This is a genomic window from Metabacillus sp. SLBN-84, assembly GCF_053629595.1.
This window is the reverse complement of record NZ_JBRJIP010000001.1, coordinates 1,883,745-1,910,391: the sequence shown is the minus strand read 5'-3', so window position 1 is coordinate 1,910,391 and position 26,647 is coordinate 1,883,745. Positions and strand designations below refer to the sequence as shown.

The 26,647-nt window shown below is 43.6% G+C and carries 30 protein-coding genes and 1 pseudogene; 11 read left to right on the top strand and 20 right to left on the bottom strand.

The features are described 5' to 3' along the window. Window positions 1–8 precede the first annotated feature (8 nt). Window positions 9–386: a DUF2975 domain-containing protein gene (locus RKD52_RS09785; protein WP_454099560.1), complete on the bottom strand. Its 378-nt coding sequence runs from the start codon at window positions 384–386 to the stop codon at window positions 9–11. Window positions 387–879: 493 nt separating this feature from the next. On the opposite strand from RKD52_RS09785, the gene RKD52_RS09780 reads away from it, so the two are divergent. Beyond that, entirely contained in the window at window positions 880–1,404 is a 525-nt protein-coding gene (locus RKD52_RS09780; RefSeq protein WP_454099559.1) for a hypothetical protein, read from the top strand. 42 nt (window positions 1,405–1,446) lie between these two features. Here RKD52_RS09780 and RKD52_RS09775 read toward each other — a convergent pair whose 3' ends face one another. After that, window positions 1,447–2,673: an MFS transporter gene (locus RKD52_RS09775; protein ID WP_454099558.1), complete on the bottom strand. Its 1,227-nt coding sequence runs from the start codon at window positions 2,671–2,673 to the stop codon at window positions 1,447–1,449. Between the two features lie 196 nt (window positions 2,674–2,869). On the opposite strand from RKD52_RS09775, the gene RKD52_RS09770 reads away from it, so the two are divergent. Together RKD52_RS09770 and RKD52_RS09765 are read left to right on the top strand one after the other, a co-directional pair. Continuing rightward, window positions 2,870–3,661 carry a hypothetical protein gene (locus tag RKD52_RS09770; protein WP_454099557.1) on the top strand — a complete coding sequence of 264 codons (792 nt, stop codon included), beginning with the start codon at window positions 2,870–2,872 and terminating at the stop codon, window positions 3,659–3,661. A gap of 188 nt (window positions 3,662–3,849) precedes the next feature. Continuing rightward, on the top strand, window positions 3,850–4,308 hold the full coding sequence (locus RKD52_RS09765) for a divergent PAP2 family protein (RefSeq protein WP_282034239.1): 459 nt from the start codon (window positions 3,850–3,852) through the stop codon (window positions 4,306–4,308). Window positions 4,309–4,522: 214 nt separating this feature from the next. On the opposite strand, the pseudogene thrS reads toward RKD52_RS09765, so the two are convergent. The 5 genes and pseudogenes from thrS to RKD52_RS09740 all read right to left on the bottom strand — a co-directional run. Next, window positions 4,523–6,193 (bottom strand): annotated as a pseudogene (gene thrS, locus RKD52_RS09760) (threonine--tRNA ligase); the annotation flags it as partial. Window positions 6,194–7,228: 1,035 nt separating this feature from the next. Further along, the gene (locus RKD52_RS09755) at window positions 7,229–7,852 is read right to left on the bottom strand and encodes a hypothetical protein (protein WP_454099556.1); all 624 of its coding nucleotides are present in this window, start codon (window positions 7,850–7,852) and stop codon (window positions 7,229–7,231) included. 64 nt (window positions 7,853–7,916) lie between these two features. Then, complete coding sequence (locus tag RKD52_RS09750; RefSeq protein WP_454099555.1) at window positions 7,917–8,726, bottom strand: alpha/beta fold hydrolase; 810 nt, start codon at window positions 8,724–8,726, stop codon at window positions 7,917–7,919. A gap of 17 nt (window positions 8,727–8,743) precedes the next feature. Beyond that, a complete protein-coding gene (locus RKD52_RS09745) occupies window positions 8,744–9,427 on the bottom strand; it encodes a hypothetical protein (protein ID WP_454099554.1) in 684 nt (227 codons plus the stop codon). A gap of 29 nt (window positions 9,428–9,456) precedes the next feature. Beyond that, window positions 9,457–10,254 carry a toll/interleukin-1 receptor domain-containing protein gene (locus tag RKD52_RS09740; protein WP_454099553.1) on the bottom strand — a complete coding sequence of 266 codons (798 nt, stop codon included), beginning with the start codon at window positions 10,252–10,254 and terminating at the stop codon, window positions 9,457–9,459. A 294-nt stretch (window positions 10,255–10,548) separates the two neighbouring features. On the opposite strand from RKD52_RS09740, the gene RKD52_RS09735 reads away from it, so the two are divergent. Further along, window positions 10,549–11,103 (top strand): peptidoglycan-binding domain-containing protein, encoded by a 555-nt coding sequence (locus tag RKD52_RS09735; protein WP_454099552.1) that lies wholly within the window; start codon window positions 10,549–10,551, stop codon window positions 11,101–11,103. 102 nt (window positions 11,104–11,205) lie between these two features. Here the strand turns inward: RKD52_RS09735 and RKD52_RS09730 are convergent, their stop codons facing one another. The 3 genes from RKD52_RS09730 to RKD52_RS09720 all read right to left on the bottom strand — a co-directional run bounded on the left by RKD52_RS09730 (window position 11,206) and on the right by RKD52_RS09720 (window position 12,601). Next, on the bottom strand, window positions 11,206–11,340 hold the full coding sequence (locus tag RKD52_RS09730; protein ID WP_081414138.1) for a YjcZ family sporulation protein: 135 nt from the start codon (window positions 11,338–11,340) through the stop codon (window positions 11,206–11,208). Between the two features lie 99 nt (window positions 11,341–11,439). Then, complete coding sequence (locus RKD52_RS09725; RefSeq protein WP_454099551.1) at window positions 11,440–12,222, bottom strand: GNAT family N-acetyltransferase; 783 nt, start codon at window positions 12,220–12,222, stop codon at window positions 11,440–11,442. After that, window positions 12,215–12,601, bottom strand: coding sequence for a VOC family protein (locus tag RKD52_RS09720; RefSeq protein ID WP_029565968.1), 387 nt, complete (start codon window positions 12,599–12,601; stop codon window positions 12,215–12,217). Before RKD52_RS09720 ends, RKD52_RS09725 begins: the two co-directional genes overlap by 8 nt. Before the next feature lie 212 nt (window positions 12,602–12,813). Between RKD52_RS09720 and RKD52_RS09715 the strand changes: the two genes are divergently transcribed. Further along, window positions 12,814–13,620 carry a DUF4397 domain-containing protein gene (locus RKD52_RS09715; protein ID WP_454099550.1) on the top strand — a complete coding sequence of 269 codons (807 nt, stop codon included), beginning with the start codon at window positions 12,814–12,816 and terminating at the stop codon, window positions 13,618–13,620. Then, window positions 13,589–14,230, top strand: a complete 642-nt coding sequence (locus RKD52_RS09710; protein ID WP_454099549.1) for a class F sortase — start codon at window positions 13,589–13,591, stop codon at window positions 14,228–14,230. Before RKD52_RS09715 ends, RKD52_RS09710 begins: the two co-directional genes overlap by 32 nt. 738 nt (window positions 14,231–14,968) lie before the next feature. Here the strand turns inward: RKD52_RS09710 and RKD52_RS09705 are convergent. After that, complete coding sequence (locus RKD52_RS09705) at window positions 14,969–15,811, bottom strand: sulfite exporter TauE/SafE family protein (protein ID WP_454099548.1); 843 nt, start codon at window positions 15,809–15,811, stop codon at window positions 14,969–14,971. A 103-nt stretch (window positions 15,812–15,914) separates the two neighbouring features. Between RKD52_RS09705 and RKD52_RS09700 the strand changes: the two genes are divergently transcribed. Beyond that, entirely contained in the window at window positions 15,915–16,748 is an 834-nt protein-coding gene (locus RKD52_RS09700) for a LysR family transcriptional regulator (protein WP_454099547.1), read from the top strand. A gap of 101 nt (window positions 16,749–16,849) precedes the next feature. Here RKD52_RS09700 and msrA read toward each other — a convergent pair whose 3' ends face one another. Continuing rightward, window positions 16,850–17,797, bottom strand: a complete 948-nt coding sequence (msrA, locus tag RKD52_RS09695) for a peptide-methionine (S)-S-oxide reductase MsrA (protein ID WP_454099546.1) — start codon at window positions 17,795–17,797, stop codon at window positions 16,850–16,852. 232 nt (window positions 17,798–18,029) lie between these two features. On the opposite strand from msrA, the gene RKD52_RS09690 reads away from it, so the two are divergent. Both RKD52_RS09690 and RKD52_RS09685 read left to right on the top strand, forming a co-directional pair. Continuing rightward, on the top strand, window positions 18,030–18,458 hold the full coding sequence (locus tag RKD52_RS09690; protein WP_454099545.1) for a MarR family winged helix-turn-helix transcriptional regulator: 429 nt from the start codon (window positions 18,030–18,032) through the stop codon (window positions 18,456–18,458). A 58-nt stretch (window positions 18,459–18,516) separates the two neighbouring features. Then, window positions 18,517–18,765 carry a DNA alkylation repair protein gene (locus tag RKD52_RS09685; RefSeq protein WP_454099544.1) on the top strand — a complete coding sequence of 83 codons (249 nt, stop codon included), beginning with the start codon at window positions 18,517–18,519 and terminating at the stop codon, window positions 18,763–18,765. 34 nt (window positions 18,766–18,799) lie between these two features. Here RKD52_RS09685 and RKD52_RS09680 read toward each other — a convergent pair whose 3' ends face one another. Both RKD52_RS09680 and RKD52_RS09675 read right to left on the bottom strand, forming a co-directional pair. Next, window positions 18,800–19,564 carry an SDR family NAD(P)-dependent oxidoreductase gene (locus RKD52_RS09680; RefSeq protein WP_454099543.1) on the bottom strand — a complete coding sequence of 255 codons (765 nt, stop codon included), beginning with the start codon at window positions 19,562–19,564 and terminating at the stop codon, window positions 18,800–18,802. Next, window positions 19,561–20,373, bottom strand: coding sequence for an alpha/beta fold hydrolase (locus RKD52_RS09675; protein ID WP_454099542.1), 813 nt, complete (start codon window positions 20,371–20,373; stop codon window positions 19,561–19,563). The genes RKD52_RS09680 and RKD52_RS09675 overlap by 4 nt, the downstream gene beginning before the upstream one ends. A gap of 145 nt (window positions 20,374–20,518) precedes the next feature. Here RKD52_RS09675 and RKD52_RS09670 point away from each other — a divergent pair, with 145 nt between their 5' ends. Both RKD52_RS09670 and RKD52_RS09665 read left to right on the top strand, forming a co-directional pair. Then, complete coding sequence (locus tag RKD52_RS09670) at window positions 20,519–21,286, top strand: DUF4397 domain-containing protein (RefSeq protein ID WP_426866011.1); 768 nt, start codon at window positions 20,519–20,521, stop codon at window positions 21,284–21,286. A gap of 162 nt (window positions 21,287–21,448) precedes the next feature. After that, the gene (locus RKD52_RS09665; protein ID WP_369733630.1) at window positions 21,449–21,679 is read left to right on the top strand and encodes a hypothetical protein; all 231 of its coding nucleotides are present in this window, start codon (window positions 21,449–21,451) and stop codon (window positions 21,677–21,679) included. A gap of 45 nt (window positions 21,680–21,724) precedes the next feature. Here the strand turns inward: RKD52_RS09665 and ypmT are convergent, their stop codons facing one another. From ypmT to RKD52_RS09635, 6 genes are all read right to left on the bottom strand, one after another. Then, complete coding sequence (gene ypmT / locus RKD52_RS09660) at window positions 21,725–21,925, bottom strand: protein YpmT (protein ID WP_454099541.1); 201 nt, start codon at window positions 21,923–21,925, stop codon at window positions 21,725–21,727. 5 nt (window positions 21,926–21,930) lie between these two features. Continuing rightward, on the bottom strand, window positions 21,931–23,052 hold the full coding sequence (locus tag RKD52_RS09655; RefSeq protein WP_454099540.1) for a S1C family serine protease: 1,122 nt from the start codon (window positions 23,050–23,052) through the stop codon (window positions 21,931–21,933). A 13-nt stretch (window positions 23,053–23,065) separates the two neighbouring features. Then, the gene (locus RKD52_RS09650; protein ID WP_454099539.1) at window positions 23,066–24,238 is read right to left on the bottom strand and encodes an FxLYD domain-containing protein; all 1,173 of its coding nucleotides are present in this window, start codon (window positions 24,236–24,238) and stop codon (window positions 23,066–23,068) included. Between the two features lie 270 nt (window positions 24,239–24,508). Further along, entirely contained in the window at window positions 24,509–25,093 is a 585-nt protein-coding gene (locus RKD52_RS09645; RefSeq protein ID WP_454099538.1) for a YpmS family protein, read from the bottom strand. Window positions 25,094–25,108: 15 nt separating this feature from the next. After that, entirely contained in the window at window positions 25,109–25,903 is a 795-nt protein-coding gene (locus tag RKD52_RS09640) for an SGNH/GDSL hydrolase family protein (RefSeq protein ID WP_454099537.1), read from the bottom strand. Between the two features lie 123 nt (window positions 25,904–26,026). Further along, window positions 26,027–26,599, bottom strand: a complete 573-nt coding sequence (locus RKD52_RS09635) for an SCO family protein (protein WP_454099536.1) — start codon at window positions 26,597–26,599, stop codon at window positions 26,027–26,029. Window positions 26,600–26,647 lie beyond the last annotated feature (48 nt).

The following is a 26,647-nucleotide window of genomic DNA, read 5'->3' as shown; positions in this document are numbered from 1 at the left end:
ACAGGACCTCAAAACGTCATTTCATTTTCGTATTTATATTGGAGAGCATGGACTAACTGAGCATTAAGTACGTCTGCAAAAAAGCCAATTGAGAGTGAAGCGAGAAAAACAGTGCCCCCCATTAAGGCTAAACTAGGATGAAGAATGCCAATGATCATAAACAGCAGTATCCCTCCCGCATATATAAAGGCAATTATCCAAGCGCATCCTTTAATTCTGTGGAGAGATGTTAAAGCCGCTTCTGAAAAAGCCTTCCTTTTCTCTATAAGCGAAAGTAAATGCACAGTCTGCTTTAAAGCGAATGCAAAAGGGATGACAGTCAAATAAATTCCAGCAAGTACAATTCCTTTTAAATAGGCAAACTCCGGAAATTGCTCAGCAGACAACTCAGCAAGCCCCGGAAGCCACAAAACACTTAAACCAAAAACAACCCCGCCTATCAGGAGCACAGAGGCTTTTAAGATAAGGATAAATCCGTTTTGCATATAGCACCTCATTCCAGTGTTTTCCTATATATTACCCCTTAATTTATTGTAAATCAATAAATTTTTGTTGTTAAAACTAAAAAAACAGCCAGCCTCCTTGATAAAGAAAGCAGCTGTTTTACAGGACGAAGCTTATGAATAAACACATCTCCACAGAGAAAAATAAGGAAAAAAACAACTAATAGAGAAGGAGCAGCTCATGATTATCTTTTACACTCTTTTTGCATGTTTTGTTTTGCCCCAACCGATTGCAAGTGATCTACATTCTTTACAGTCCGTTTCTTCGAATACTCATGAGTATTATCAATTAACAGAAATTTTCTATCATCAAGACCAGACTGCCATTTCCTACCCCCAGCTATCCGGTATGAAAAACCCAGCGGTCCAAGCAACATTGAATAGGAAAATCAAAGAAGATGCCTTAACGGTCCTTCACTATTACCCGGATGGAGTCCTGACGGATGGACTTACTTTAGACATCAAATACACGATAAAAAGAATGGACCGTGAACTGCTGAGTATACAGTATGATGGACTCGGCAATGTATCAGGCACAGCCCATCCCTCTCATCATTTTTATACATCAACCTATCTGCTGACTGATGGAAGGCGGGTAAAATTAAATCAGCTCGTAATCCTTAACGAAGCTTTTGCTGAAACGCTTAAGAAAAAAAGCAAGGCACTATCCCCTGCCCTGCAAGGTTACCTTGAGGGATTATCGAATCAGGACCTGCTTACTAAACTTCAAACTGCAGATCAGCTTGAACGTATCGGAGAAAACGATCAGTCTGATGTTTTCAGCTATTGGACAGAAGATTCCTTAGGCATCAGCATTGGAGTAAGCCATGCACAGGGTGACCATGCGGAATTTGAAGTGAAAACGAAAGATATCGTTCCTTTTTTGAAAAAACCTCTTTAGCAGAATAAGAAATTGTTTTTGACGTGTCAGAGCCCGCTTCCATTAAGCATTGATTGTGCGATTTGATTTTTCATCAAAATAAGAAGCCTTAGAAGGCATCATTACTGCCACAAGCAGACCAGCTGCAAACAGGACGCTTGCACCTGAAAAGACGAGACAGACTGTCTGCAGGGTGAACCATTCTGCTGATAATCCTAAAAGAAGCGTCAGCACAATCTGTACGATTCCCTGAAGCATATCAGCAGCGCTCCCAAACCGGCCCATAATGGCGACAGGAACATTCATCTGAAAGAAAGTCGCATAGCCCGAATTGGCGAACGCCATAAAAAAGCCTAGAAAGACAAAAGACAGAGTAGCTGTCATAAATCCGTTTGAGCTGTAAAAAAACAAATACCCGGCAGAAGTCATCAGCATGCCTGTTCCCATATAGAAGCCAAGCTTCATTTTGGAAGCAAGTGCTGCTGATGCGGCAGCGCCGGCGAGCGCACCGAGTCCTGTCAGACTGACGATCATTCCATAATCCCTGTCAGAAAGCTCAAGATGCTGCTTAATAAAGGTTGCCTCCTGAGAATCAAGGGCAAAGCCAATCAGCATGGCTGCCTGAAAGAAAACGTATACCGCCATAAAGTAAGATGCCTTTTTCCCAAATTGAAAGACAGTTTTCCAATCATCGACAATCGTTTGAAATTTGCCGCGTATATTCGATTGATACGGCTCTTCCTCTAGCTTCGGCAGGAAACAAAGAATTAATCCGCAGGCAATAAAGGATACAGCATTGATAAAAATGCAAATGTCTGTTCCAAAATGCATAATCATAAACCCTGCAACAGCAGGACCGGTCAAAAAAGCTCCGGAACTAGCCATCCCCATAACGGAATTAAATCTCTTTCTCTTTTCAGAAGAAATCATTTTCGTTATGTATACAGAAGAACTTGGACCAAAAAAAGAACCTGCCATATTAATAAGCAGAACAGCCAGATAAATAAACCAAAGTGAATCCAAAAACGGGATGACAGCCACCATACCGCCTCTGAAAATATCTGTGAAAATCATCAGCTTCTTTTTATCCATCCGGTCAATGACACTGCCTGCCCATGTGTTTGTAATCAGCATGGCAATTGGCCTGATCATATACAGTCCTGCGACCGCTGCTGCCGAGCCTGTTAAGTTTAAGACAGATAAATTGATGGCAATCAGGTAGATCCAGCTGCCCAAATTTGATATGCCGATTCCTGTAATCAGCAGAGACGGCACTTTCCATGCATTCATTAACCCACCCCGTATAGAAGAATTATGTAATGATATCGTACCACTTTTCATCAGTTGTTTTTTCCTTCAATTGTGAATCTTCTCCAAATTTCAGTATTTTTTTCAAACGAACCTTGCTGATTCTTAATGCACAGTTTCAATACCTTTTTTTCAAACAAAAGAGAAGGTACAATAGAGCAAGAAAGGATGTGCTAAAATGGCTGTCGTTCTGCCGCATATTGAAGATGCCAACACAACGGGCTATATCCCTCCTGCTGGAGATTATGAAACATTTGAAAATGAAACGGACTATGAAGAAAAAGTAAAAGAATGGGGACTGCGCGTAAAAAAGGAGTACTGGTATAAAGAACGTACACACCAGAGACTTGTTGCGATTAAAGGATACCAGACTTTCGGTGCATCACATACAACGCTTGTCATCGAGTTTCAAGACGGTAATCTGTCGTGCATTCATCCGGCTTACTTGAAAGAAATGCAGTCGGGAAACTTCGGCAAGGAAATAAAAGAGCCTGCTCCTGATGCTGCCGCTTCTAAGATTACACATGAAACTGCATTAGAGTCTCCTTCAGAACCAGTCGAAGCTACTGCCGTCAAGCAGGTTGAACTCTCTGAAGAACCCAAAAAGCCTGCCGCTAAAAAAGCTAAGCAGCCAAAGCTTGCCCTGCCTGATGACAAGGTGCATTTTACGGCAAAAGTGAAGCAGCTGGCGCTCAGCTGGAATCATTTTAATGAAGAAAACGACGAAGTAGTGATCCTCGAAGATGTCGCGGTTGTGGGTGACGATGCCCTTGAAGTCGGACTTGCCTGGTGCTCCCACAGCAAAACCCTGAAAAAATATGAGCTTGCAGCTGGCGACATCCTGAACTTTAACGGGAAGATCGTCAAAAAAACATTGCCTAAAGGAAAAGACGTAGAAGATGAATCTATGCTGCTCGACGTTTCTGTTCCTTACAAAATCAACAATCCGTCTAAAATCGTCAAAGACTGATCAGCGCACCGTTACTGGTGTGCTTTTTTTATTTCAGTGCCTCTGCAATGGCTGATTTTTCCCGGGAGAGCTTGCAATATTTCACCTCCATTTGCGGATACTAACGTTTAGAAAAGCACCCGAGGGGTATTTATGCTACATCAATGCTTCCGACTACTAATTCAAGAGGTGACGACAAAAAGATGAGCATGAATCGAGGAATCATAACAGCAGTTGGTGCTATTGCCATTGCTCAGGGATTAAAAATATTCACGTACAAACGTCTTTCAGGAAAATGGGATGTGAAGCAAATTGTCACGACAGGCGGAATGCCGAGCTCCCACTCAGCAGGCGTTGCTGCTCTTTCCACTTATGTTGCAGCTAAAAACGGAACAACTTCCATTGAAACGGCGATTGCCGTTATTTTCGGCATCATTGTGATGTACGATGCACAGGGCATCAGACGGCATACAGGTGAAATTGCCAAACTGATCAATGACATTGACGGAGAGATGGCCGTTATTTCAGAGCACCTTCCCGGACTTGGACACATTAAACGCGAAGAAGAACTGAAAGAAGTGCTGGGACACCAGCCTCTTGAAGTTGTTGGCGGAGGTATTTTAGGTGTGGTTCTTGGGTTAATCAGTGCAAAACTTGAAGATAAGTAAGAAAGAGAGCAAAATTGCTCTCTTTTCTTTTTGTGAAGAAGAACTCTTTAAGAAAAACACTTACTAACATGGTTTACTTCCAACTACCACGGTTTTACTGCCAACTTTGGTTAAATTACTGCCAACTTTCATTCATTTACTGCCGACTTTGACAGAATAACTGCCAACTTCATTGCATTCGCTGCCAGCCGGCTTCCGCTTAAGCATCATCATTTCAGCTCAATTCCCGCTTCTCAATCTTCTCCCTGAGATGATCCACCAGCTCTTCAATCTCCATTGTCAGAGACTGTTTCTCCCCGTGTTTCCTGACATTAACATGGCCCGCACTCATTTCCTGATCACCAAGTATCAACATGTAAGGCACCCTGCTTTTTTGCGCCTTTCTGATTTTATAACCAAGCTTTTCTCCGCTTACATCCATTTGAACGCGAATGCCTTTTGCTGCAAGCTTATTTTTGACTTCTTCTGCATAGCCGCGGTGCACTTCTGCAACTGGAAGAATCACAGCCTGAACAGGGGCAAGCCACAATGGAAACACACCGGCAAAGTGTTCGATAAGAATTCCAAGAAATCTGTCAAGAGAGCCTGCAATGGCGCGGTGAATGACGACTGGCCGCTCTTTTTCATTTTTCTCGCTGATATAACTGCAGTCAAACTTCACAGGCATCTGAAAATCAAGCTGTACTGTCGCACATTGATGACTTCTCTTCATGGCATCCTGTATGTGGAAATCAATCTTCGGTCCGTAAAAAGCTCCGTCTCCTTCATTTATACGGTAAGGCATCCCCATCTCGTCCAGCACTCCCTGCAGTGCCGCTTCCGCATCCTGCCATAGTTCATCCTCTCCCATTGAATTTTCCGGTCTAGTTGAAAGCTCGACCGAATAGTCAAATCCCAAAGTACGGTAGACATAATCAATCATCCCAAGAACACTTTTTACTTCATCCTGTATTTGATCCGGACGCACGAACAAATGAGCATCATCCTGACAAAAAGTCCGGACTCTAAGCAGGCCATTCAGGGCGCCGCTGTACTCATGCCGGTGCACCTGTCCGAATTCTGCATATCTGACCGGCAGATCTCTGTAGGAAAAAAGCTGCTGGTTAAACATGATCATGTGTCCCGGACAGTTCATCGGCTTAAGCGCAAATGTTTCTTCATCAACATCTGAAAAATACATATTTTCGTGATAATGATCCCAGTGGCCGGATTGTCTCCATAGCCGCTCATTCATCATAAACGGGGAAGAAACCTCCTGATAGCCTGCTGCACCCTGAACCTCCCGGAGCAGCGACTGCAGCTCGTTGCGCATAATTTGACCGTTTGGCAGGAAAAAGGGCATGCCGGGTGCTTCTTCAGAAAACAGGAAAAGCTCCATCTCTTTTCCAATCTTGCGGTGATCCCGTTTTTTTAGTTCCTCCTGTTCTTTTTCAAACAAAACCATTTCTTTTCTGCTTGCAAATGCTGTACCGCTTATCCGCTGAAGCACATGTCCTGACTTGTCACCCTTCCAGTAGGCGCCTGCAACTGCATGAAGTTTTAAAGCTTTAATGGCAGAGATGGAGAGGGGTTCATTCGATATGTTCATATACTCCCCGTGTCTGCAAACTATCACACTTTCCTCGTCCATCTCACACAGCTGCTCTGCTTTTAAATACTCTCCCTTTTCTGAAAATAAAGCGATGGCTTCTTCACGGGATAACGAAATATGCTCCCACTTTTCACCCTGTCCTAAGATGCGCTCCATTTCCGCTTCAATGTCTTTCAGTTCTTTTTCTTTTATGCTTTGCGGAAGCAGAAGCTCTGCATAAAAACCGTGCTGATGAGAAGCCTCGCCTCCAAGGACCGCTCCCGGATACAGTCTGCTGACTGCCCTTGCGAGAAGCTGTGCACTAGAATAATTGATGTCCTCCTGATTTTTTTCCTTTTTCTGATTTCCCATCATAATCCCTTCTTTCGCAGAAATATAAAAAAGCGCACTCATCCCTATAGCAGGGACGAGCGCGCTTTGCCCGTGGTTCCACCCAGATTTCCGAATTAGAAAAGCGTAAGTACCCGTTCAGCTCCGAAAGACAGATACGAAATCCGGCGAAAAGTCCGGTTCCCGCCTTCTTGGCGGATTTTGTTCTGGCAGAGGAGTTGGGCACTGAAGCTGGACAAAGATGCTAGATCATTTACCCATACTTTTCTAAAAACAGCTCCAGCGCTTTAACGCAGCGGCTGCGGCACGGCATTTCCTCCGTACGGTTATTCAAAGGCGGTAAGTTCATGCTCCTGCGCCGGAAAGTTCTCAGCCATCCTTCCCTCTCTGTTGCGCGGTGTTCATACCTCGTGTCCTTTTCGAAACCTTTAAAATATAAAAAGCGCACTCATCCCTATAACAGGGACGAGCGCGCTTTGCCCGTGGTTCCACCCAGATTCCCGAATTAGAAAAGCGTAAGTGCCCGCATCGATGGGCAAACCTTTACCCAAACTTTCCTAAACAACGGCTCCAGTGCTTTAACGCAGCGGCTGCGGCACGGCATTTCCTCCGTGCGGTTCAAAGGCGGTAAGCACATTTTCCGTGTTGGGAAGTTTCCAGCAGTCCTTCCCTCTCTGGCAACCGGTAAAAATGGCTCGTGTCCTTTTCATCACGTTTTCTAAATTAACATGATTTTACAATGTGACGAAAATGATTTCAACTGTTTTTTTTAGTTTATGTGAAAAATCTCTGATCAGTGATGCCAATTTTTCATGTTTCAGGCATGTTTGTCCATGGTTCTATGGCCAACGTTTTCCTTACTCTTTGCATTCCCATCCCCCTGAATATTCGTTTTTCATCTTATTCTACTCTCCCGGATTCTGCAGATTTCTCCTGCGCCACTGCTTTTTCTCCTTTTTTAAAATTAAAAAAGACGCATTTCTGCGTCGTTTTTTCCGGCTAGGAAGCCAGATGCGTTTCAAAATTTTTATAAAGGATATACCGCTGAAGCCCTCTTGTCTGCTCGAATGCGATTGCGGCGCGCTCTTTGGCTTCGCTCTTTCTCCCTTGTTTTTCTGCCATTTCTGCAAGAATGCTGTTTTTCATCCAGCCCTCCGGCAGCCTGTCTGCATGTTCTTTGGCTTCTTTGAAATTTCTGCTTTCAGCTGCAATCAGTCCCTCATAATAGGTCCTGTATGCCGGAGATTTAATCAAATGGACGTGTTTTTTCGCTTCGGATGGCTCCTGTTTATATAAGGCATAAGTCGTTTGAATCAACGCCCGGCGCTCTGAGTTTTTATATTTTGCCTGGAATTTCCCCATAGCCTCTTCGGCTTCAGCATCCAGGTTGTTCGCGATAGCATAATAAAACTGATACATTGGATTACTCTGATGCTTGAGAATATAGGATTCAGACTTCCGGATATCCTTTGAAAACAGGACCGGACTTATCTGGACATACATGTACCAACCCATTGACAGAGTAAGCAGTAATCCAATCAGGTAAATAGGCGCTTCAAAAAATCCAAGTAAAAAGCATCCTAGAAAGATAACCGTATAAAAAATGATGTGCTGTTTCAACATTGTGCCTCCCCTTTATGTACACTAGCTTCATCATAAAGTGTGACGGAAAGGGAAGCAATAGCATTTATTCCAAAAATCGAATGAGTTCCCGGTTGAACTTTTCCAGTTCATCATAGAAAAGGCCATGACCGCTGTATTTAAACGGAATAAGTTCAGAATCAAGTATGCCTTTATGCATCAGCTCTGCGAATATAAACGGACAGATTTGATCTTTCATGCCGTGGAAAATAGCTGCCGGAACAGTGATTTTTCTTAGATCCTCTCTCAAATCCTCATCACGGAGAGACTCGGCTGTCTGTGCCGTCCCATGTCCGGACGCATCAAGTCCAAGGCTCTGGAACCAGTTTTTAAAACTTTCTGAAATGTACTTGGCGAAGAAAATCTGCCCGAATCCTGTCAGCATGTCCGGTCTGTCAGTATAGGTCTGCTGAATCAGTTTGGTGACTTCAGATCTGGCCATTCCATGCGGATAGTCAGGCCGCCTGGTAAAGGAAGGAGCCGCTGCCCCAAAAAGGGCAAGCTTCCTGACCCTGTAACCTGAATGCCTCGCCATATACCTGATGGCAATGGCACCGCCCATTGAAAAACCGCCCAGTGCAATGTCTTTCAGCTGGAGGATTTCAATGACGGCCTTAACGTCATCAGATAGCCGGTCATAGGAATAACCGGTATAGGGTTTGTCTGATTTTCCAAATCCACGCAGGTCGATGAGAACGCACCTGAAACCAAGCTTAGGAAGCTGATCCAGCTGATATTCGTACATCCTGTGATCAACAGGCCAGCCGTGGATCAGAAAAAGCACCTGGCCATCACTTGGCCCCACATCTTCAACGAAGATCTTGACAGCATCATCCGTCTGTATAAAATATCCCATGTTTACCCCTTTCCCGGTTACGAGAAATACCCTTTCTCCTCATTTTCCAGTGCGATATGACTTGGATAGTTCTGCTCTGTCATCGTAATCCAGTCGGCGACTTCCTGAAGCATTGCCTGAACCTTTTCCCGCGGCAGTCCTTCTTCGGCTGCACGGTACCAGATATCCTCCATGATAGTGCTCAAATTCCGCGGATAAGAAACTTGATCATATCTGAGAACGTAGCTCAGGATAGGCTCAGCATCCCTTCCTCCCTGTTCTGTTTGGGATGAGTGCCTGACAAGCCATCCCTCCTCATTACGGATCAGAGTATACTTGTCGCTTTTGCCCCATTTGCGGGTGAACACATTTAGATAAAACGTCTCGCCCAGTGTCTGATCACACGGTTCATCATTCGCCTGCTGATTATTTAAATAATTCAGGAGTTCCTGAACAGGCCGGATGTGCTGGTAAAACTGGGGATCTCCCGGTGTCATTTTGCGCAGCCGGACTGTTTTTTTCAAATGTTTTGGTTTTGGATTCAGGGAGAGATAAAGAGAGTGGGCGGCTATTCCCATTTCGTCATAAACCTGCTCAATATGACGGTACGACTGAACCTGTCTTTCTTCTCTTGACAGCGAAAGAAAGTGAAGGATTTCCTCAAGCTTAGATTGAATCATGTTTTTCAGCTCTGATTGTTCGGCACTTAATTCTACTTTCATCCATTACCCTCCTATCTAGCAGCAGCCCTCTACCAGACATCTCTGCTGAACTTCAAATCAACCATTTCTCTCTGATGGATGTATGGCTCATAGTTTGAATCACCAATCTCCGCAGAAAGAAAAACAATTTTATTTTCCTTGCTGTAAAGCTTCAGATTCGCAGGCTGCAATGTCTGCGAAAAGGTTTCCCCGTTTTCATCCGCTGCCTCAATTTTTATGACATCGACCCGGATATCAAATTCTTCAGGATTTGAAAGTCTCAGCCTGAACTGAAATTTCCTTCCGTCTTCTGGATCCAGGCGGATGCCCTCAAGTCTGCAGCCGGCCATTTTCCTGTTTCTGCGTTCATCATCAGCAAGCTGATTCACGTGACTGACTGCCTGCTCGCATATTTTCACCAGAAATGTGCCGGTTTGTTTTTCTATTTTAAAAACATCTCTCGCGTTTTCAAGAAACTCATAAAGCCTGTCCAGGTCATTCAATTTGAACGAAATCTGGTTTGGATTGATTGCGCCCTTCATCTCTTTGTAATCGAATGAAGGCGTCAGGATTGCCGTGTACTTTTTGTTTAAGATCCAGCAGGCTCCCATTTCATTCAGGCAGGCAGGGCTCTTGTAATAATGGTCAGACAGCACATAGATAACCCACGAATTTCCGCTCAGTTTTTGATGAAGATAATCATAAATATCCTCATCGTTAGGAATGTGATAGCCGGGATACGAACTGCAGACAATATTCGGCACCTTGATCATTGTCAGCAGATTTACAAGCTCTCTGACATATGCCTCATCACGGTGCGCATGACTGATAAAAATGGTATCGATCAAGTGCAGTGTCTCCTTCCTCCTAAACTCTTACATGCAGTCTCCTTGACATTCTATTCATGTTTTCCGGCAGATATGAACGGAATTGGACATGCTCGGAACAGTAAAAAACGCTCCACGGTAAAAGTGGAGCGCACATATTCCGCACAGATTTGATGATTTTTGAAGATAAAGCTCAGAATTTGACCGACCGGCGGTTTGTTTTTGTTAATTCCCCTCTTTTTTTACAATTATATGAAACAATGATTTTCTTCCCTTCGTCTCATGCATGTCAAACGAAATAAAGGGGGAGAAAGAATGAAAAAATGGAAAGTCGTATCAGCATCAGTCGTAACCGCCTCAGCTCTATGGATGTCAGTGCCTCAGGCAAGCGCACAGGAAAATGTGCCGTACATCTTCACACTACCTGAATCAGGTATTATGAAAGAAGGAGCTAGAGGAGAAAATGTAAAAATTCTGCAGCGCGGCTTGAACGAAGCAGCAGAAGCTTCACTAACTGTAGACGGCGTTTTCGGACCGAAAACAACCAATACCGTATTCTTCTACCAGAAAGCAAAAGGCCTGAAGGCAGATGGCGTGTATGGTCCAAACACTCACAAAGCATTGTCCATTGACGTCAATACCTTCGGACTGCCCAATACTGTACTAAAGCTTGGAAGCAAAGGCAGCGATGTCCTGAAACTTCAGCAGGGATTGAATGATATCGGTTCAGGACTGACTGAAGACGGCATTTACGGAGAAAAAACAAAAGCCGCCGTCCTGAAATTCCAGCAGCGCTTCCCTGATTTGGCCGATGACGGAATCTATGGCCCTAAAACGCGCAGCGTGATGGAAAAAGTGCTGAATAGCTGATGTATGGAAAGCAGAAAATATTTTCTGCTTTTTTCATTGATTTATTGATTGAAAGTGTTCAATAAATGAGAAAAAGCCTCATTCCAGAGGCTTTTTCAGGTACTAGCAAATATAAGCAGAACCGACGATGATAAGCAAAATGAATAGAACAACAATCAATACAAAGCTGCTTCCTAGTCCGCCTCCGCAATGAACCGGATAAGAAGGATATGAACATCCGCAGTCATAACCGTACATGAATCAAACACCTCTTCATTTTGTTTTTCTTTACATCCTTACATTATGAGGTAGGTGGCTGTCCTGTATGTGCATTCGCCCATTTTTATTAAAAAGCTTTTAAAGTAAATTTTTGAAAACATTCTCCTGTTCAAGCACCTTCACAAAACCAAGCTTTTCATAAAAGGCTTTTGATCCCTCATCGTTCATGGTGACAAGATAGGCAGACTCTGCCCCGAGCTGCGCCGCCTCCTGCAGCAGGCACTTCATGAAGGAAGAACCATAGCCCATCCGCTGATATTCATCAAGAATGGCTACTTCCTCAATCTTTGCAAGACCTGTTACAGGCGAAAGATACAATTCAGCACTTCCGATTGGAACGCCTTTTTCATAGCAGACGTAAAGACGCACAGTCTTTTTCATATAGTACGGCTTTTTGCGCTGGAGCTTGGATTTTGCAAATGAAGCACTTATATGGCGGGCATCGTACAGCTCCATAGCGAAACATGCATCCTGCAGCACATCTCCTTCTCCGAGCTTTGTCATGACCCTTGAACATGATTCAATTTCTTCAAGCGTATGAAAATAATACAAGTCCAGATCGCAGTAATATTCTTCTTCATGTAGATAAGACCGGGTCCTTTTGTCTACCCTGCTGTTAAACGGCAGCTTTACATGGACAAAACTCCTGTTCAGGGCTGATTTGGAGTGTTCAAGCACTTCTTTTAACAGAATTGGGTGATAGGGTGTCGTCATTTTGGCAAAATGATGACTGTACATGGCTTTTAATGCATCGTCTGTATATGCTTTGTAAAGGGCCGTTTTTTTGACCTTGCAGAACAATTGCAAATACTCATCTTCTGCGGCATCAAGCACCTTTTCAAAATTGACGGCCTTATTCATTCATCGGTTCGAAATATTCAATCCATTCCCCGTCTGGCCCTTTGAAGAACAGATATTTCGCTCCATTCGGCAGAGTTGTTATTTCATCATAGATCAGCTCTGCTCCTAATTCCTTCAGCCTTTCCTCTTCTCCTTCAATTCCGCTTACCTTAAGGGCAACATGATGAACCTTTCCTTCTGCAGGAAGATCAGGGTTATACCCTTCGATCAGTTCAACAATGATGGACCCCTCCACTCCTAAAAATGCCAGTTTCATGTTTCCATCTGTATGTAAAAAGCGGTCAATCAGTTGCAGACCTGCAACTTGCTGATAAAATTCAATCGATTTCTCAATATCTCTTACTTGTATTCCCACATGTTCAAATCCTTTGACTGCCAAAGTGATTCACTCCTATTCTCAGATGATGTTTCGATTATACCAAATCTTCTGCTAAATTCCTTTGATTTTCTGTACATTCAGCATCAGAAAAACCGGGAAAAACTTCCTCAGCACATTCAGCGCATCAAAACTGTATACATCTTGTATAAGTTTTGTTTATATTTAATTCAGGACATACGTCCAAAAAAAAAACAAAAAAGAGGAGTGGAAAAATGAGAAAGATTTTTTCAGTAGTAGCAGCAATGGTTTTATTATTGGCATTTGGAGCAGGTGCTTCTGCAGCAGAGAATGACGCAATGGTCAGAATCGTTCACGCTTCTCCTGATGCTCCTGCAGTTGATGTTGTTGTCGACGGCAAAACAGTTGTTGAAGGTGCTGAGTTTAAAGCAGCAACCGACTACATGATGCTTCCTGCAGGCGACCACAAGGTTGAAATCTTCGCAGCTGGCACAGTTGCTGACGGCGAGCCTGTTATCTCAGCAGACTTAACAGTTGAAGCAGGCAAAGCCTATACAGCTGCAGCGATTAACACACTTGATTCTCTTGAACTAAAAGTCCTTAACGACGATTTGAATGTAACAGAAGGAAAATCAAAAGTGCGCGTTGCCCACTTTTCACCTGATGCACCTGCAGTTGATGTAGCTGTTAAAGGCGGAGACGTCCTTTTCCCTGGAGCTGAATTTAAAGGTGTAACAGATTACTTGGAAGTAGACCCTGGCTCATATGATCTTGAAGTAAGAGGCGCTGGAACAGAAGATGTAGTCCTTGACCTTGCAGGAACTGAATTGAAGGCTAATATGTCTTACACGGTCATTGCAGTTGGACTTGCCGGCGGAGAGCCTGCTCTTGAAGCACTTGTTCTTGCTGATCCGGCGATGATGCCTTCTGAAATGCCGAAAACAGGAATGGGCGGAACATCTGAAGCTGAGACAAACTACCTGCCAGTCGCAGCAGCAGCTATCCTTGGATTAGGTGCTTTGATGGCATATGGAATTAAGAAAAAAGCAAGCAGCCATTAAATCGGCAGCCCTGATTCTCCTTTTGGCCGGATGTGCACAGACTGGCGAAAACGCCTCACCGGATAAAAAAGAAACACGTGCAGAACAAGCCTCTGCCGTCTCCGTTTCAGCTGAGACTTCAGAGGCAAAGCCCAAACCCGTCCAGCAAACTAAAACAGAAGGAATCAGCCCAAACCGTATTTCTATCCCTTCCCTTAATATTAGTGCAGGCGTAGAATCTGCCGGTCTGACTGAAGGCGGGATTATGGAACTTCCTTCAGATGACGAAATCACAGCATGGTACGAAAACGGCGCAATGCCAGGCGAGCAGGGAAACGCTGTAATTGCAGGGCATGTAGACAACAAAACTGGCCCGTCAGTGTTTTTTAATCTCAAAGAGATCAACACTGGAGATGAAATCATCGTCTCCGGAGAGAATGGCGAAGCGCTGACATTTGTTGTCCAGGAAATCAATTCGTATCCGTATGATGATGCTCCTCTTCCCGCTATTTTCGGGTTCAGTCAGCAGAGAAAGCTGAATCTGATTACATGCACAGGCGAATTTGACCGGAAGAAGAAGACGCATTTGGAGAGGCTGGTTGTGACCGGGGTTTTAAAAGAAGAAAGCTAGAGTTATAAAGTATGAACTTGCATAATTAACGTCTGTACGAAAACCCGAACTCATTGATCAGTTCGGGTTTTCTCTGTATTTCAGCTTCATTTGTGGCGGTACTACACATAGTGCTGCCACTTTTCTTTATGTCTTTACTTCGTTTGTGGCGCCACTATACAGAGTGTTGCCACTTTTCTTCATGTCTTCCCTTCGATTGTGGCGCCACTACTCAGAGTGCTGCCACTTTTCTTCATGTATCCAATTCGTTTGTGGTGCTACTACACAGAGTGCTGCCACTTTTCTCTATGTCTTCCGTTCATTTGTGGCATCACTATCCAGAGTGCTGCCACTTTTCTTCATGTCTTTCCTTTGTTTGTGGCGCTACTACACAGAATGCTGCCACTTTTCTTCATGTCTTCCCTTCGATTGTGGCGCCACTACTCAGAATGCTGCCACTTTTCGCATGACTGCACTTCATTTGTGGCATCACTATCCAGAGTGCTGCCACTATTCTTCATGTCTTTCCTTTGTTTGTGGCGCTACTACACAGAATGCTGCCACTTTTTGCATGACTGCACTTCATTTGTGGCACCACTGCCAAGAGTGCTGCCACTTTTCTTCATGTCTTCACTTCGTTTGTGGCGCCGATACCTTTCATTCTGTCAATTCTTTTCAAACAAATCTATCTTTTCAAATTAAAAAGTGTCCTGAGAAATGTTAAAATGTCTTCCATCTTCTATTCATATACCCTTCCTTTTACTCAGCAGCCAAAACCCTCCTTGCAGACTTAAAAACCAGCAAGACAAAAAAGATCATGCATGCTGTGCCGATCAGGGCCAGTGAAACAGCAGGGACTGACATAAATGTGAAGATAACACTTCCGGCAACAACCAGATAAAGAAGGCCGAGCATTTTTTTCACATAAGCTTCAGGGAATTTTCTTAGCTGCATGGAACCGGCCGGCGTACCGATCATAGCACCTGCAATAAGCAGCGCGCCATGTGTGTAATCCAGTTCCGCTCCGCTGAATAAATAAGAGCCTATTCCTGACAGGACAATAATGGAGGCTGCCGCAATGCTTGTTCCAATCGCCTTATTCAGTTCAATATCTCTAAAATTCTTTAACAGAGGAGTCATAACAAATCCTCCGCTGACTCCCATCAGTGAAGAAACGGCACCGGTAAGAAGTCCGATCATTGGAACTGATCCCTTCTTCGGCTTCTTTACCTCTTTCACCCTCCTTAAAAATTGATACGAAAACCATCCTAAAATCCCGATATAAGCAAGTGAAATGACAGCTGAGGCTGAATGAACCTCCTCGAGCAGGCGGACTGCCGGGGCAGTGGAAACTGCCCCAATCATACCGAACAGTCCAAGCCTTGCCGCTAAAGAGACATGTATATGTTTAAGACGGAAATGCGTAATCGTTCCAGTTATCGTTGAACCCAATGTCAGCATGAGAGACAAAATGACGGCTTGACTTGGATCATACCCAAGGATTAACAGCACCGGTGTAAGAATAATTCCTCCTCCAATACCGAAAAATCCTGACATGATACCAATTGCTGCTCCCCCTGCGAGAAATAAAATGGTTTCCATTTCACGTCACAACCTTTCTCTTTCATTGTATCTCTCTCATCTTTATAATAGAAATAAATAAATACAATGTAGTTTATTACGTTTTATAATTAATGGAGGTACCATGCAGCTAGATTGGATTCGAACCTATGTAACGCTTGTACAGCTTCGCCACTTTACAAAGACAAGTGAATTTCTTAATCTGTCACAGCCTACAATCAGTATTCACCTGAAGAAACTGGAGGACTTTCTCGGAACAAGTTTAATAAAAAGATCGGCACCAAACCGGCCATTTGAATTAACGGATGCGGGAAGGCACGTTTTTGAAGAGGGGAAAAAAATGCTTGAGATCAGCATGACCATCGAGCGGATAAAAGAGAAAAACAACGAGGTTTTGTTAAAACTGGGAGCAACGCATACAGTCAGTGACGTCCTGCTGCCTGATTTTGTTAAAAAAATTAAAACCATCTATCCGCATGTGCGCCTTCAGCTCACCATCAAAAATCATGAACAGATTGTTGACGGGCTTAAGCAGCACAAGCTTGACCTTGCCCTCGTTGAAGGAAAACGAGGACTTGAGCCATTTAAAGTGAACGTTATCAGCAGGGATGAACTGAGGTTTTATGCCAGTCATCACATTTCAATCAGGAATTCTCCTCTCCTCCTCAGAGAGAGAGGTTCAGGCACAAGAGAATACGCTGATCAATTTCTTCTGTCTGAGAGAATCAATCCTGTTGAAGTTATTGAGGCAGGCAGCCACTATCTCATTAAACAGCTGGCAGTAAGAGGGCTTGGCGCGGCGTTCCTTTCCCATTCGATGGTCAAAGATGAAGTAGAAAACGGAAAGCTCGTTCCTCTCGAATCTCATGTTGTCTACCGGCCGTTTTATGCAGTTCATGATGAAATAGCTGCAGCTCCGTTCATAGAAGAACTGCTTCCTTTGCTTCTATATGCATAACTGACTTTTGAAGACGCAAAAAAACCATCAGGACCGGAGAATGACAGCTCCGGCTGCTGATGGTTTTCGTCACTCTAAAGCACTTTACTGCAAAGCTTCCCTTACTGGAAAAGCCCTAAAAATTTTCCGTACCCTTCTTTTTCAAGTTCTTCCTTTGGAACAAATCTGAGAGCAGCTGAATTTATGCAGTATCTTAAGCCGTTTGGACCCGGCCCATCGTTAAACACATGTCCTAAATGAGAATCCGCAGATTTGCTTCTTACTTCCGTACGGATCATAAAGTGAGAAAAATCCTTTTTCTCGACAATTTCATAATCTGACAGCGGGCGCGTAAAACTCGGCCAGCCGCATCCTGCATCGTATTTGTCTGTTGAACTGAAAAGAGGTTTTCCAGAGACGATGTCCACGTAAATGCCATCTTGTTCATTGTCGTAGTATTCATTCTGAAAAGGACGCTCAGTTCCGTTGTTCTGGGTAACTTCGTACTGGATCGGCGTGAGTTTTTCTTTCAGGCTGCTTTTTTTCCAGTGTTCTTTAATATACGCATCGCGGCCTGAGCCTTTGCGGTACTGATTATAGCGAACCGGGCTTTTTTGGTAATAGTCCTGGTGGTATTCCTCTGCTTCATAGAAAGGCTTTGCCGGCAATATTTCCGTGACAATGGGCTTTTTGAAGCGGCCGCTTGCTTCGAGTTTTTGTTTTGATTCTTCAGCAAGCTGCTGCTGCCTTTCATTATGGAAGAAAATAGCTGTGCGGTAGGAATCCCCGCGATCAAAGAATTGGCCTCCGGCATCTGTCGGATCAATTTGCTGCCAGTATAATTCAAGCAGGCGCTCATATGGAAAGATGTCAGGATTAAATGTGATTTGCACAGCTTCATAGTGGCCTGTAGTTTCACTGCAGACTTCTTCATAAGTTGGATTTTCTTTATGGCCTCCTGTATAGCCGGAAACGATTTTTTCAATGCCCGGCAGTTCATCAAACGGCTGCACCATGCACCAGAAGCATCCTCCTGCAAAGGTAGCGAGTTCATATGTTTTTTCAGTCATCCTGTTTCCTCCTCCTGCACTGTTCCGTCACTTCACCGGCCACGCAGTCAGAACTGCGTTTAATGCCGGGATTGTCCGTAATTTAGTATCATTATATCATTTCCATTTCATAATCCCAGAATTCTGCTCTCTGATACGGTTTTCCTTGACAAGACAGACACGTTTCTTTACATTAAAATTATTTAAGCAGATGAACAGTCTGATTTCAACTGTTTCCCCCGGAGGTTTTGCAGTGAAAAAACGCGAAGAAAAAATGTATGATTTAGAGTCGCTCATGAGAAGCATTTTCCGCCAGCTGCGGAATGAGATAAACGTTGTCCTCGGCAGCGTTCTTTCAAGGAATGAATTTATTATTTTAAAGTCATTAAAAGAAAATGGTCCTCAAAATGCGTCCAACCTGGCAAAAGAGCTTGATGTTTCCGCAAGCCATATAACGGCGGTAACAGACTCCCTGCTTTCGAAAGCGTTAATTACACGGAAAAGGTCCCCTAATGACCGGAGAATTACGCTGATCGATTTGACCGAAGACGGGCAGACCGTTTTAAGTGAACTGGAAAAAAAGAAGACAGAGTATTTTTCCGAAAGATTCGACTGTTTTACCGATGATGAACTGCAAAATCTGATTCAGCTTTTCGGAAAACTCGACCGGACAAAACCGTGATACATAGTCCTGCCTCCTTCTGGAAAAAATAACTTCACCGACAGAAGGAGGTCCTTTTATGACTGCACCATACTTATGCCCGAACTGCAAAACAAACCGCACGCGCTTTAATTTAATTGAACAGACGCCAAAGTCTGTTAAGCTGGATCCGCAGACAGGCGATGTCATTCAGGAATTTTCTCAGGAAGCCCTTGATCCGTTCCATCTCGCCTATAGAGGGCCGCATTATAAAGTACAATGCGGTGTATGCGGACTGATTGAAGATGAACTGACGTTTGTAAAGCTTGCCGAATTAAACCAGAACTAAAAAAACGCTTAGAAATAAGCGTTTTTTTGTGCATTTAATCATTTTGTTTTCTCTGTGCATAAGAAAATATTGGATCTCTGAGCGTAAACTCATAGCTTTCTCCATCCACAATACCTACTGTTTTGCTGCTGTCATATAAATCAAGGAGAAATTGAGCCATTTCCTGTGCCGTATGGAATTTCCGCATGGATTGACTGTAGCTGAAGTCCTCAAGGTCCATGGAGCGCTTTGCAAATTCTGTTTCTGTTGCTGCCGGGGCAAGTACTTTAGCCTGCATCTTTGCGCCTTTTCCTTTCAATTCCTGAGCCATTCCTTCAGTAAAGGCACTCACATAAAATTTTGTCGCGCAATAAGTCACAGCACCTTCTACAATGGTATAGCCGCCTGCAGATGATATATTCAGAAGCTGAGCTCCCTCGCTGGATGAGTAGTCTCTTGCAAACAGGGTGGATAAAATCGTCAGAGCCTGAATATTAAGCTGCAGCATGGTCTCTATTTTTTCCAGGTTCTGCTCCCCTACAGAGGCAAAGTTTCCAAAGCCTGCGTTGTTGACCCATGTTTCAAGGTCATATTCCTTTAAACTGTCGTAAAAAGACCGTGCATGTTCCGGAACAGATAAATCTACAGGTCTTATCACTGTTTCAAGCTCAGGGTTTATTTTGTGTATCTGATTTTTTAATTCTAGAAGCTGATCCTCTCTTCTTGCAGCAACAATCAGATGTTTTCCTCTTCTGGCAAACGCAAGTGCCGCTTCGTACCCAATTCCTGAACTGGCACCTGTAATGACTGTATATTTCATGCATTTCTCTCCTTTATAACAGACTTCTCAATAAACTCCTCTATGACTTTTACCACCTTTTCAGGTTCCTCTATCATTCCCATGTGTCCGCTATTTTCAAGAATGACTTCTGTTAGATGGTTCCCCCTATGCAAAAAGGTTTTTTCAGGCGGTACAATCTGATCTTTTTTGCCGGCAATAAGCAGGACAGGCAAGTCTTCATTATGAAGGACCTTTTGCCTGTCAGGACGGTTTTTCATCGCGTGCAGCGCGCCTGCTGCCCCGGTTTCAGGTGTTTTATATCCAATCTGCCTCACCGTCTCCATTTCTGCATGGAACGGCTCCTGATTTTCTGAAGCAAACAGCTTCGGCACTAAATCATCAATAAACCCTTTTATTCCCTCTTGTTCAATTCTCGCAATGCCTTTTTCCCGGCCCGCTTTCCCGTTTTCATCATCCGGGAGCGCCGTTGAATGCAATAGCCCGTATGAATGGAGCATGTGCGCATATTTTTCAGCAAATGCAAGTGTGATATATCCTCCAAGCGAATGTCCAATCATTGTGACTTTCTCGATTTCAAGGACGTCAAACAATTTGGCCAGATCATCCGCCATTGACGTGATGCTGAATTCATCCTTCACTGTGCTTGAATGTCCGTGTCCTCTTAAGTCACAAGCGATGACTCTGTACTTCTCCGAGATATCCGGTATGATTTTGTTAAAATATTCCCTGCTTCCGCAAAATCCGTGAAGCAGCACGATGCAATGGCCCTCGCCATCATCTGAATAAGATAAAGATACGTCTCCGATATTCTGTTCATAATTTGCCATACGATTCTACCTCCGGATTTAGACATCAACCCTATATTTTCCCTTCAAAGATTAAATTAAAACCACATTCACATCCCTTTTTTGTGACAATCACCCATCTCCTTTCATATGTTAATGACGAATGAATAGATGGGAGTGCGCGCTAATGAACGAACCGAATAAGTATGCCGAAAAAGCCATGATGTATGACCTGCTTGCCTGCTACTATAAATATACAGACCCGCAGAAGCATGTCATGTATTATCAGAAACATTTGAACGCGATGCAGAAATGGATGTACAGCATGCAATATCAGGCAGCCTCGCGAGTTCCGCAGGGAGGCCAGCTTGAGCCTGGGATGTCACGGGTAAGAGTCATCCATGCTTCACCTGATGCCCCGGCAGTTGATATTTATGTGAATGGCAAACTGACCCTTCAAAATGTAAAGTACAAGGAAATCAGCGACTACCTGAAGCTTCCGACCGGCCAGTACCGCGTTGATGTTTACCAGGCAGGAACGACGAACGGCCCGGTTCTGAGTGAAATGTATATGCTCCTGCCAGGCATAACGTATACAATCGCTGCCGCCGGAAACCTGAACTCCATCAGGCTGCTTCCATTTGTGGATAAAACGTTTGTGCCTGCTGGTGAAGCAAGCGTGAAATTTGTCCATCTTTCACCTGATGCACCTGCCGTTGATATTGCCGTTAAAAACGGGGATATCCTCTTTAAAAATGTTCAATTTACGCAGGCAACCAAAAACGTGAAAGTTCCTCAGGGAAAATACGATCTTGAAGTGCGTGTTGCCGGGACAGACAATGTCGTGCTGACGGTTCCAAAAGTACAGCTTAAAAATGATACAGCCTATACGATCTTTGCCGTTGGTTTTGCAAATGGGACACCTGAGCTCGAAGCACTTGCTGCAATTGGATAAAAATGTTTAACGTCATGTAAAGATGATAAGCCAATGTAAAAAGCATGTTCATTTTCTGTAAAATCTCTATTTTCCCTCCCCAAATCGATTATGATGAGGTTGACCAGCAGGAATGCAGGTTAAAAATCTCATTCAGATAGGTTACAAGGGAGGAAAAAGAAAATGAAGAAAGACATGCTATTAAAAGTTGGGGCTTCTTTATTGGCTATCTCATTAATGACTGCTTGTAACGACACAGAAACGGACGCACCTGAAGAAGACAACATGGAAGAAACAGAAGGCACGGAAGAGGAAACAACTACTGAAGAGGGTACTGAAGAAGAAACAACTGAGGAAGAAACAACTGAAGAAGCACCTGAAGAGGAAGAAAGCACTGAAGAAGAAGGACAATAATTTTACGATAAGCAAAAAGGAGGCTCACAGCCTCCTCTTTGTCCGTTAATTATTTTTCTGAGCTTTCTTTTTTTCATCCTTTAAATGAAGTGTATAAACCGAAGCACTTAGGAATACAGCACAGTACGATACGTTCATAAATACTTCATTGTACTTTTCCTCTGCATAGGCAAAGTACGCCATTCCCCCGAAATACATAGAAATCATCAGCCCCGCTGCGCTGATCATCAAAAAAAGATCCTTCAACCTTTTCACCTCTTATCCTCTTTTATCTCCTGGTCAATAATTTTGGCCTGTTCGTTTTCGTAGGCCACTGTATAGGAAGCTTTTAACATCTGTTCCGAAGGCTTTCCGCCAGTTTTTGGCTGCACAGATATGTCTGCATGCACGATAATTTCCTCACCGGATGTTTCTGTTGTGATTGTCTCAATTGACATAGATGAAAAACGGTTAAACTGCTCTTTAAATACTTCATAGGTCAATTCTGACTGCAGTTCGCTTCCAAGCAGAGAATACGCCGTTACATAGTCGTGGAAGTCAAGACTCTCTATGTAATAGCTGACCAGATAATCGGCCGTTTCTGACTTTTTATTTTCACTCATTTCCCCTGAATCGTCAAGACCTGTATATGCAGGCAATGACTGCATCGGATTTTGCGCCCATGTTTTTGCGAGCGGCAAAATATCCTCAATCGGTATGCTGAAGCCAATTTCCCCTTCTTCCATTCGCGCAGAGTTCATGCCGATAACATGTCCGGTTTTACGGTCAATAAGAGGCCCTCCGCTGTTTCCCGGAGCAATAGGTGCCGATATTTGATGTACGCCTTTATACGTGTATGGAGGAAGATCAAAATCTCTGTTTGTTCCGCTGATAATACCCGTTGTTACCGTGTTTTGGAACCCTAAGGGACTTCCAAGAGCCAGAATTTCCTGTCCCAGTTCAGCATCAAATTTTTCTGCTATGCGTACCGGCTCTTGCCCTTTTAGCCCCTCCACTCTTACTAATGCAACATCTGTTTCAGTGCTGATGCCAATAACCTTCCCGTCGTAGCCTTTCGCATCCGTCGTTCTCACTTTGACTTCGTCTGTTCCGGCAACCACATGCGCATTTGTGAGAATGTCGCCTTCCTTGTTGAAAAGAAATCCTGACCCAACTGTTCCATCTTCAAGCTCAACCATTACTGTTTTTTTCTGCGTTTCCCTGATAATTTCCTTTAAATCAAGCTGCATTTCTTCCTTTTTTGATTCACGCAGAATAGAAGGTTCAGAAAAGATTTTTTCTGCAGCATCACTTTTAATTTGAACATATCCTGCTGCCCCTGCTGAAAAGATAAGGAGTGACAGCGAAATGCTGATAATCCAATTCTTTTTCATATACGTTCCTTTCTTACTGGTGCTTAGATATCGTGTTTTGACCTGCATGCCATGTCATGCGTTCAATTGCAAACGAAACCTTTTCTTTCACTCCATATGAGATATGTGAGTAATCAGCTTCTTCACCAGGCTTAAGTTCATTTGGAAACACATTTGTTTTCCCCTTTTCAATAAGAGTTCCTTCTCCATTCCTAACAGTAAAATAAATCGTAATGGACTGGACGGGAGCAGCTGAAATGTTTTTCACTTTCCCGGTAATATGTGCATCACCAAATTCGTCTACTTCCACTGCGGGATTCGACGCTTTCAGGACTTTGTCTGTCCGTTCCTTCTCCTCATTTGCTGCCATGGCTATCTGTTTCAGTCTGTTCTGTTCAGCCTGTTCAAAATGGGTCCGCTCAGAAAGAATCTTCTCCTTTAAGGAAAGAAGTTTTTCATTGTCCCCGTCATATTGCAGGGCCTTATCTACAGACACAATGGCTGCATTAAATTGCTTTTCTTCAAGATTTTCTTCTGCAGCTGATGAACCGATCAGAACCATTTTGGCCTTTATCTGTTCTTTCACTTTACCTGCTTCAGCTGCATCTAAAACAGTCACTTCCTTGAGCTTTTCAGAAAGCTCCTCAATCGTGTTAACCGTTTCTATTTCTTTTTTCACTTCGGCCACTGTCACATTTCTGTCTGCCTGTTCAAGCTCAGATTTAAGTTTTGCATACAGAGGGGATGAATGTCCGCTGAACGTTTTTGACAGCACGGCTATTTGCTTTGCCGCCTGATCCAGATTTCCTTTTTGGATATGAGCATTGATCTGATGGAGGTCTTCTTTATGCTGAAGAACCCCGAGAATCAATTCTTTTTCCTGTTCGAGAATCCGGTAGTCTTCTCTGAGGGCAAGTCCTTTATCTGCAAAAACAAGTGCTTTCTCATACTCACCTGCAAGGGCTGTATCTTCAGCTTTTTGCTGATAGGCAATCACTTTTTCATTAATCGAAGCCTCATGCTTATCCGCTGCCGTAAGAAGCATCCAAACAAGCCCGATGCTTGCAGCTGGAAGAATAATCAGGGCACGCTTGGATATCCGGTAATGCTTCCATTCCTGCTCATTCATAAATACTTTTTTTCCGCAATATGGACAATAATTCGAAAGTGGATCTATTTCTTTTTCACCGCAATAATGACACTCCATGTCCGGCCTCCTTTTCTGAGTACAGACGCCTTATTTCGACTGGATCTCTATTAAGTATACATGGTTCGCTCTTTTCGCTCTACTTTCGTCCGTGCGTCGAAGCTTTATGATTGCAGGCCTAATTTCCTAATAACAAGGTACGTGGGACAGCTTCCTCCCCGTATATTCCTTCTATCACTGATGCGGTTGACCGAAGCTCAGCCTGACCGGTGTCAATTGACTCATTTTTTTCAAAATAAAAAAGCACCGTATCCGCTTGAGGATACAGTGCTACTTTTCGAAGTCCGCCGGCACAAACAGCTTGAACCGGATATCATCATTTTTCAGATTAAATGATTCTGCCTTGGCCTTGAGATTGTTTTTTAACTTCAATTCAGTAATCTGGACAGTAACACTTTCCTGTTTAGGATCAATGTAAACATACTCAGGCAGCGGATATGTCTTTTTAATATAGCTCATAACATAGGGCACCGGAATGGGAAGCCTGCCGATAGAAAGACGTTCAACCTTTAACAGCATGTTGCCGTTCTCATTCACCTGCGGCTCAAATGAGAGCGTTAAATCAACATCTTTTCCAAAAGCCTTTACCGAGCCATACAGGTTTACTTTATTTTCAAGCAGAACCTTGTAATTCAGTTCCTCTGCTTTTGCTTCTTTCACCAGATAATAGTTAATCAGGCGGTTCAGGTCGTTCTTTGAAGAACTGACGGTAAGAGGAATCGTATCCCCGGCATTGAAATCTGCTGTTTCTGTTTTCGGCTGTTCTGCGGGCAAAAACGGAGATACGGCCAAAAACAGCAGAAATACCAGATTTAATGTGAGCAGTACGATAAATGCGAGTTTCCATTTTCCCATGTTCATCATCCAATCTTATTCTTTCTGTTCAGACAAACTTGAATAAACTCTGTCTGCAATTAATGAATACCCTGTTTCACTGGGGTGAAACTCATCTATATACAGCAGTTTGCCAAAAGACCTGGTTGCAAACAAATCTTCTGTCGGAACAAATATAGCATTTCCGTCCGCCATAATCATCTTGCTTGACGCCTGATTCCATTCCTCGACAATCGTATCAATCTCGCTCAGTTCAGGGAGCATGAATTTGAATGGGTTGTAAAGTCCCGTGTATACAATAACGGCATCCGGATTTGCGCTGCGGATTGTTTTTAAAATTTTTTCAAACCGCTTCTCAAAACGCGGCTGTTCTTCTCTGTACGGCTCCAGCTGTAGATCCATAATATGATTGCGGGTAACTTTCATGATATCATTTCCGCCGATTGTCATCAGAATGATGTCTGCTTCTCTCAGCTTTTCAATGACATCCCGTTTGCCAAGTACTTTTAACAAATCCGTTGTTTTATGTCCCCTGACGCCGAAGTTGGATACATCTACTGAAGAAACCTCTTCTTCAAGCTGCAGAAGATCGCTGACATCACCGACATATCCACCGTTATTATCTGCATCCCCGACGCCTGCTGTCAGTGAGTCTCCCACTGCCACCACGTTTAAATTGCTTTCGATAAAGTCAGAGGGGATAGGTTTCTTCATGAATGGGTCCTCGGCTGCTTCAGGTTTCATAGCCATATTAGCAGGCTTTGCAGAAAATACGTCACATCCGGCAAGCATGAGACACAATCCTGTCAGCACTAAAAACGATTTCCGCATGTCGTTATCCCCCTTTCCTCGTTCTTTTAGCCTATGATTATACCATGCTTTTGCTGACAATTACAGCGTGGAAATCTATACAATGTATTCTGGAAATTAAAAATACCCGCATTCGTGCGGGCATCAGTCAAGAATTTTTTTAGCATCCCCGATGATTTCCTCATACGGCACATTCTCCACGCCGTCATAGTCCTTCATCACTTTTCCGTTTTGGTCTACTAAATAAAACACCGTTCCATGTATCACCTGATCTTGTCCTTCAGGCTTCTGAACAATCGTTTTAAAGCTGTTTTTCGCAAAAGCGTCTATGTCGCTCTGGTTATATCCGGTAAGGAAATCCCAGTTATCTAATGACAGCGGGTACCTGCCTGCATATTCCTTCAGTTTTTCAGGGGTGTCCACTTCGGGATCAACACTGAAGGAAACAAGCCTCACGTCATCAAGGCCCTCCGCTTTCAGCTGTTTCTGGAGTTCTGTCATATGGGCAGTCATTGGAGGACAAACGGTGTCACAGCTTGTAAAGATAAAATTCGCTACCCAGACGTCACCTTTCAGGTCACTCAGTCCAACTTTTTTCCCGTCCTGATTTGTATAGGAGAAATCTTCAATTTCATAATTGAGCGCCCCCTTAATGCCTCCGGATCCGCACCCGGTTAAGAGAGTAAGAGATACTATAAGCCACAGCCATTTTTTCATCACGGGTTCACCTTTCCTTATCTTTCAATAAGGAAAGTGTATCAAAAC

Excerpts from the sequence above, each read along its gene's own strand:
- RKD52_RS09775 (WP_454099558.1), bottom strand. The coding sequence starts at position 2,673 with ATGAATGCATGGAAAGTGCCGTCTCTGCTGATTACAGGAATCGGCATA.
- RKD52_RS09770 (WP_454099557.1), top strand. The coding sequence starts at position 2,870 with ATGGCTGTCGTTCTGCCGCATATTGAAGATGCCAACACAACGGGCTAT.
- RKD52_RS09765 (WP_282034239.1), top strand. The coding sequence starts at position 3,850 with ATGAATCGAGGAATCATAACAGCAGTTGGTGCTATTGCCATTGCTCAG.
- RKD52_RS09755 (WP_454099556.1), bottom strand. The coding sequence starts at position 7,852 with ATGTTGAAACAGCACATCATTTTTTATACGGTTATCTTTCTAGGATGC.
- RKD52_RS09750 (WP_454099555.1), bottom strand. The coding sequence starts at position 8,726 with ATGGGATATTTTATACAGACGGATGATGCTGTCAAGATCTTCGTTGAA.
- RKD52_RS09745 (WP_454099554.1), bottom strand. The coding sequence starts at position 9,427 with ATGAAAGTAGAATTAAGTGCCGAACAATCAGAGCTGAAAAACATGATT.
- RKD52_RS09735 (WP_454099552.1), top strand. The coding sequence starts at position 10,549 with ATGAAAAAATGGAAAGTCGTATCAGCATCAGTCGTAACCGCCTCAGCT.
- RKD52_RS09730 (WP_081414138.1), bottom strand. The coding sequence starts at position 11,340 with ATGTACGGTTATGACTGCGGATGTTCATATCCTTCTTATCCGGTTCAT.
- RKD52_RS09725 (WP_454099551.1), bottom strand. The coding sequence starts at position 12,222 with ATGAATAAGGCCGTCAATTTTGAAAAGGTGCTTGATGCCGCAGAAGAT.
- RKD52_RS09715 (WP_454099550.1), top strand. The coding sequence starts at position 12,814 with ATGAGAAAGATTTTTTCAGTAGTAGCAGCAATGGTTTTATTATTGGCA.
- RKD52_RS09710 (WP_454099549.1), top strand. The coding sequence starts at position 13,589 with ATGGAATTAAGAAAAAAGCAAGCAGCCATTAAATCGGCAGCCCTGATT.
- RKD52_RS09705 (WP_454099548.1), bottom strand. The coding sequence starts at position 15,811 with ATGGAAACCATTTTATTTCTCGCAGGGGGAGCAGCAATTGGTATCATG.
- RKD52_RS09700 (WP_454099547.1), top strand. The coding sequence starts at position 15,915 with ATGCAGCTAGATTGGATTCGAACCTATGTAACGCTTGTACAGCTTCGC.
- msrA (WP_454099546.1), bottom strand. The coding sequence starts at position 17,797 with ATGACTGAAAAAACATATGAACTCGCTACCTTTGCAGGAGGATGCTTC.
- RKD52_RS09685 (WP_454099544.1), top strand. The coding sequence starts at position 18,517 with ATGACTGCACCATACTTATGCCCGAACTGCAAAACAAACCGCACGCGC.
- RKD52_RS09680 (WP_454099543.1), bottom strand. The coding sequence starts at position 19,564 with ATGAAATATACAGTCATTACAGGTGCCAGTTCAGGAATTGGGTACGAA.
- RKD52_RS09675 (WP_454099542.1), bottom strand. The coding sequence starts at position 20,373 with ATGGCAAATTATGAACAGAATATCGGAGACGTATCTTTATCTTATTCA.
- RKD52_RS09670 (WP_426866011.1), top strand. The coding sequence starts at position 20,519 with ATGAACGAACCGAATAAGTATGCCGAAAAAGCCATGATGTATGACCTG.
- RKD52_RS09665 (WP_369733630.1), top strand. The coding sequence starts at position 21,449 with ATGAAGAAAGACATGCTATTAAAAGTTGGGGCTTCTTTATTGGCTATC.
- RKD52_RS09655 (WP_454099540.1), bottom strand. The coding sequence starts at position 23,052 with ATGAAAAAGAATTGGATTATCAGCATTTCGCTGTCACTCCTTATCTTT.
- RKD52_RS09650 (WP_454099539.1), bottom strand. The coding sequence starts at position 24,238 with ATGGAGTGTCATTATTGCGGTGAAAAAGAAATAGATCCACTTTCGAAT.
- RKD52_RS09645 (WP_454099538.1), bottom strand. The coding sequence starts at position 25,093 with ATGGGAAAATGGAAACTCGCATTTATCGTACTGCTCACATTAAATCTG.
- RKD52_RS09640 (WP_454099537.1), bottom strand. The coding sequence starts at position 25,903 with ATGCGGAAATCGTTTTTAGTGCTGACAGGATTGTGTCTCATGCTTGCC.
- RKD52_RS09635 (WP_454099536.1), bottom strand. The coding sequence starts at position 26,599 with ATGAAAAAATGGCTGTGGCTTATAGTATCTCTTACTCTCTTAACCGGG.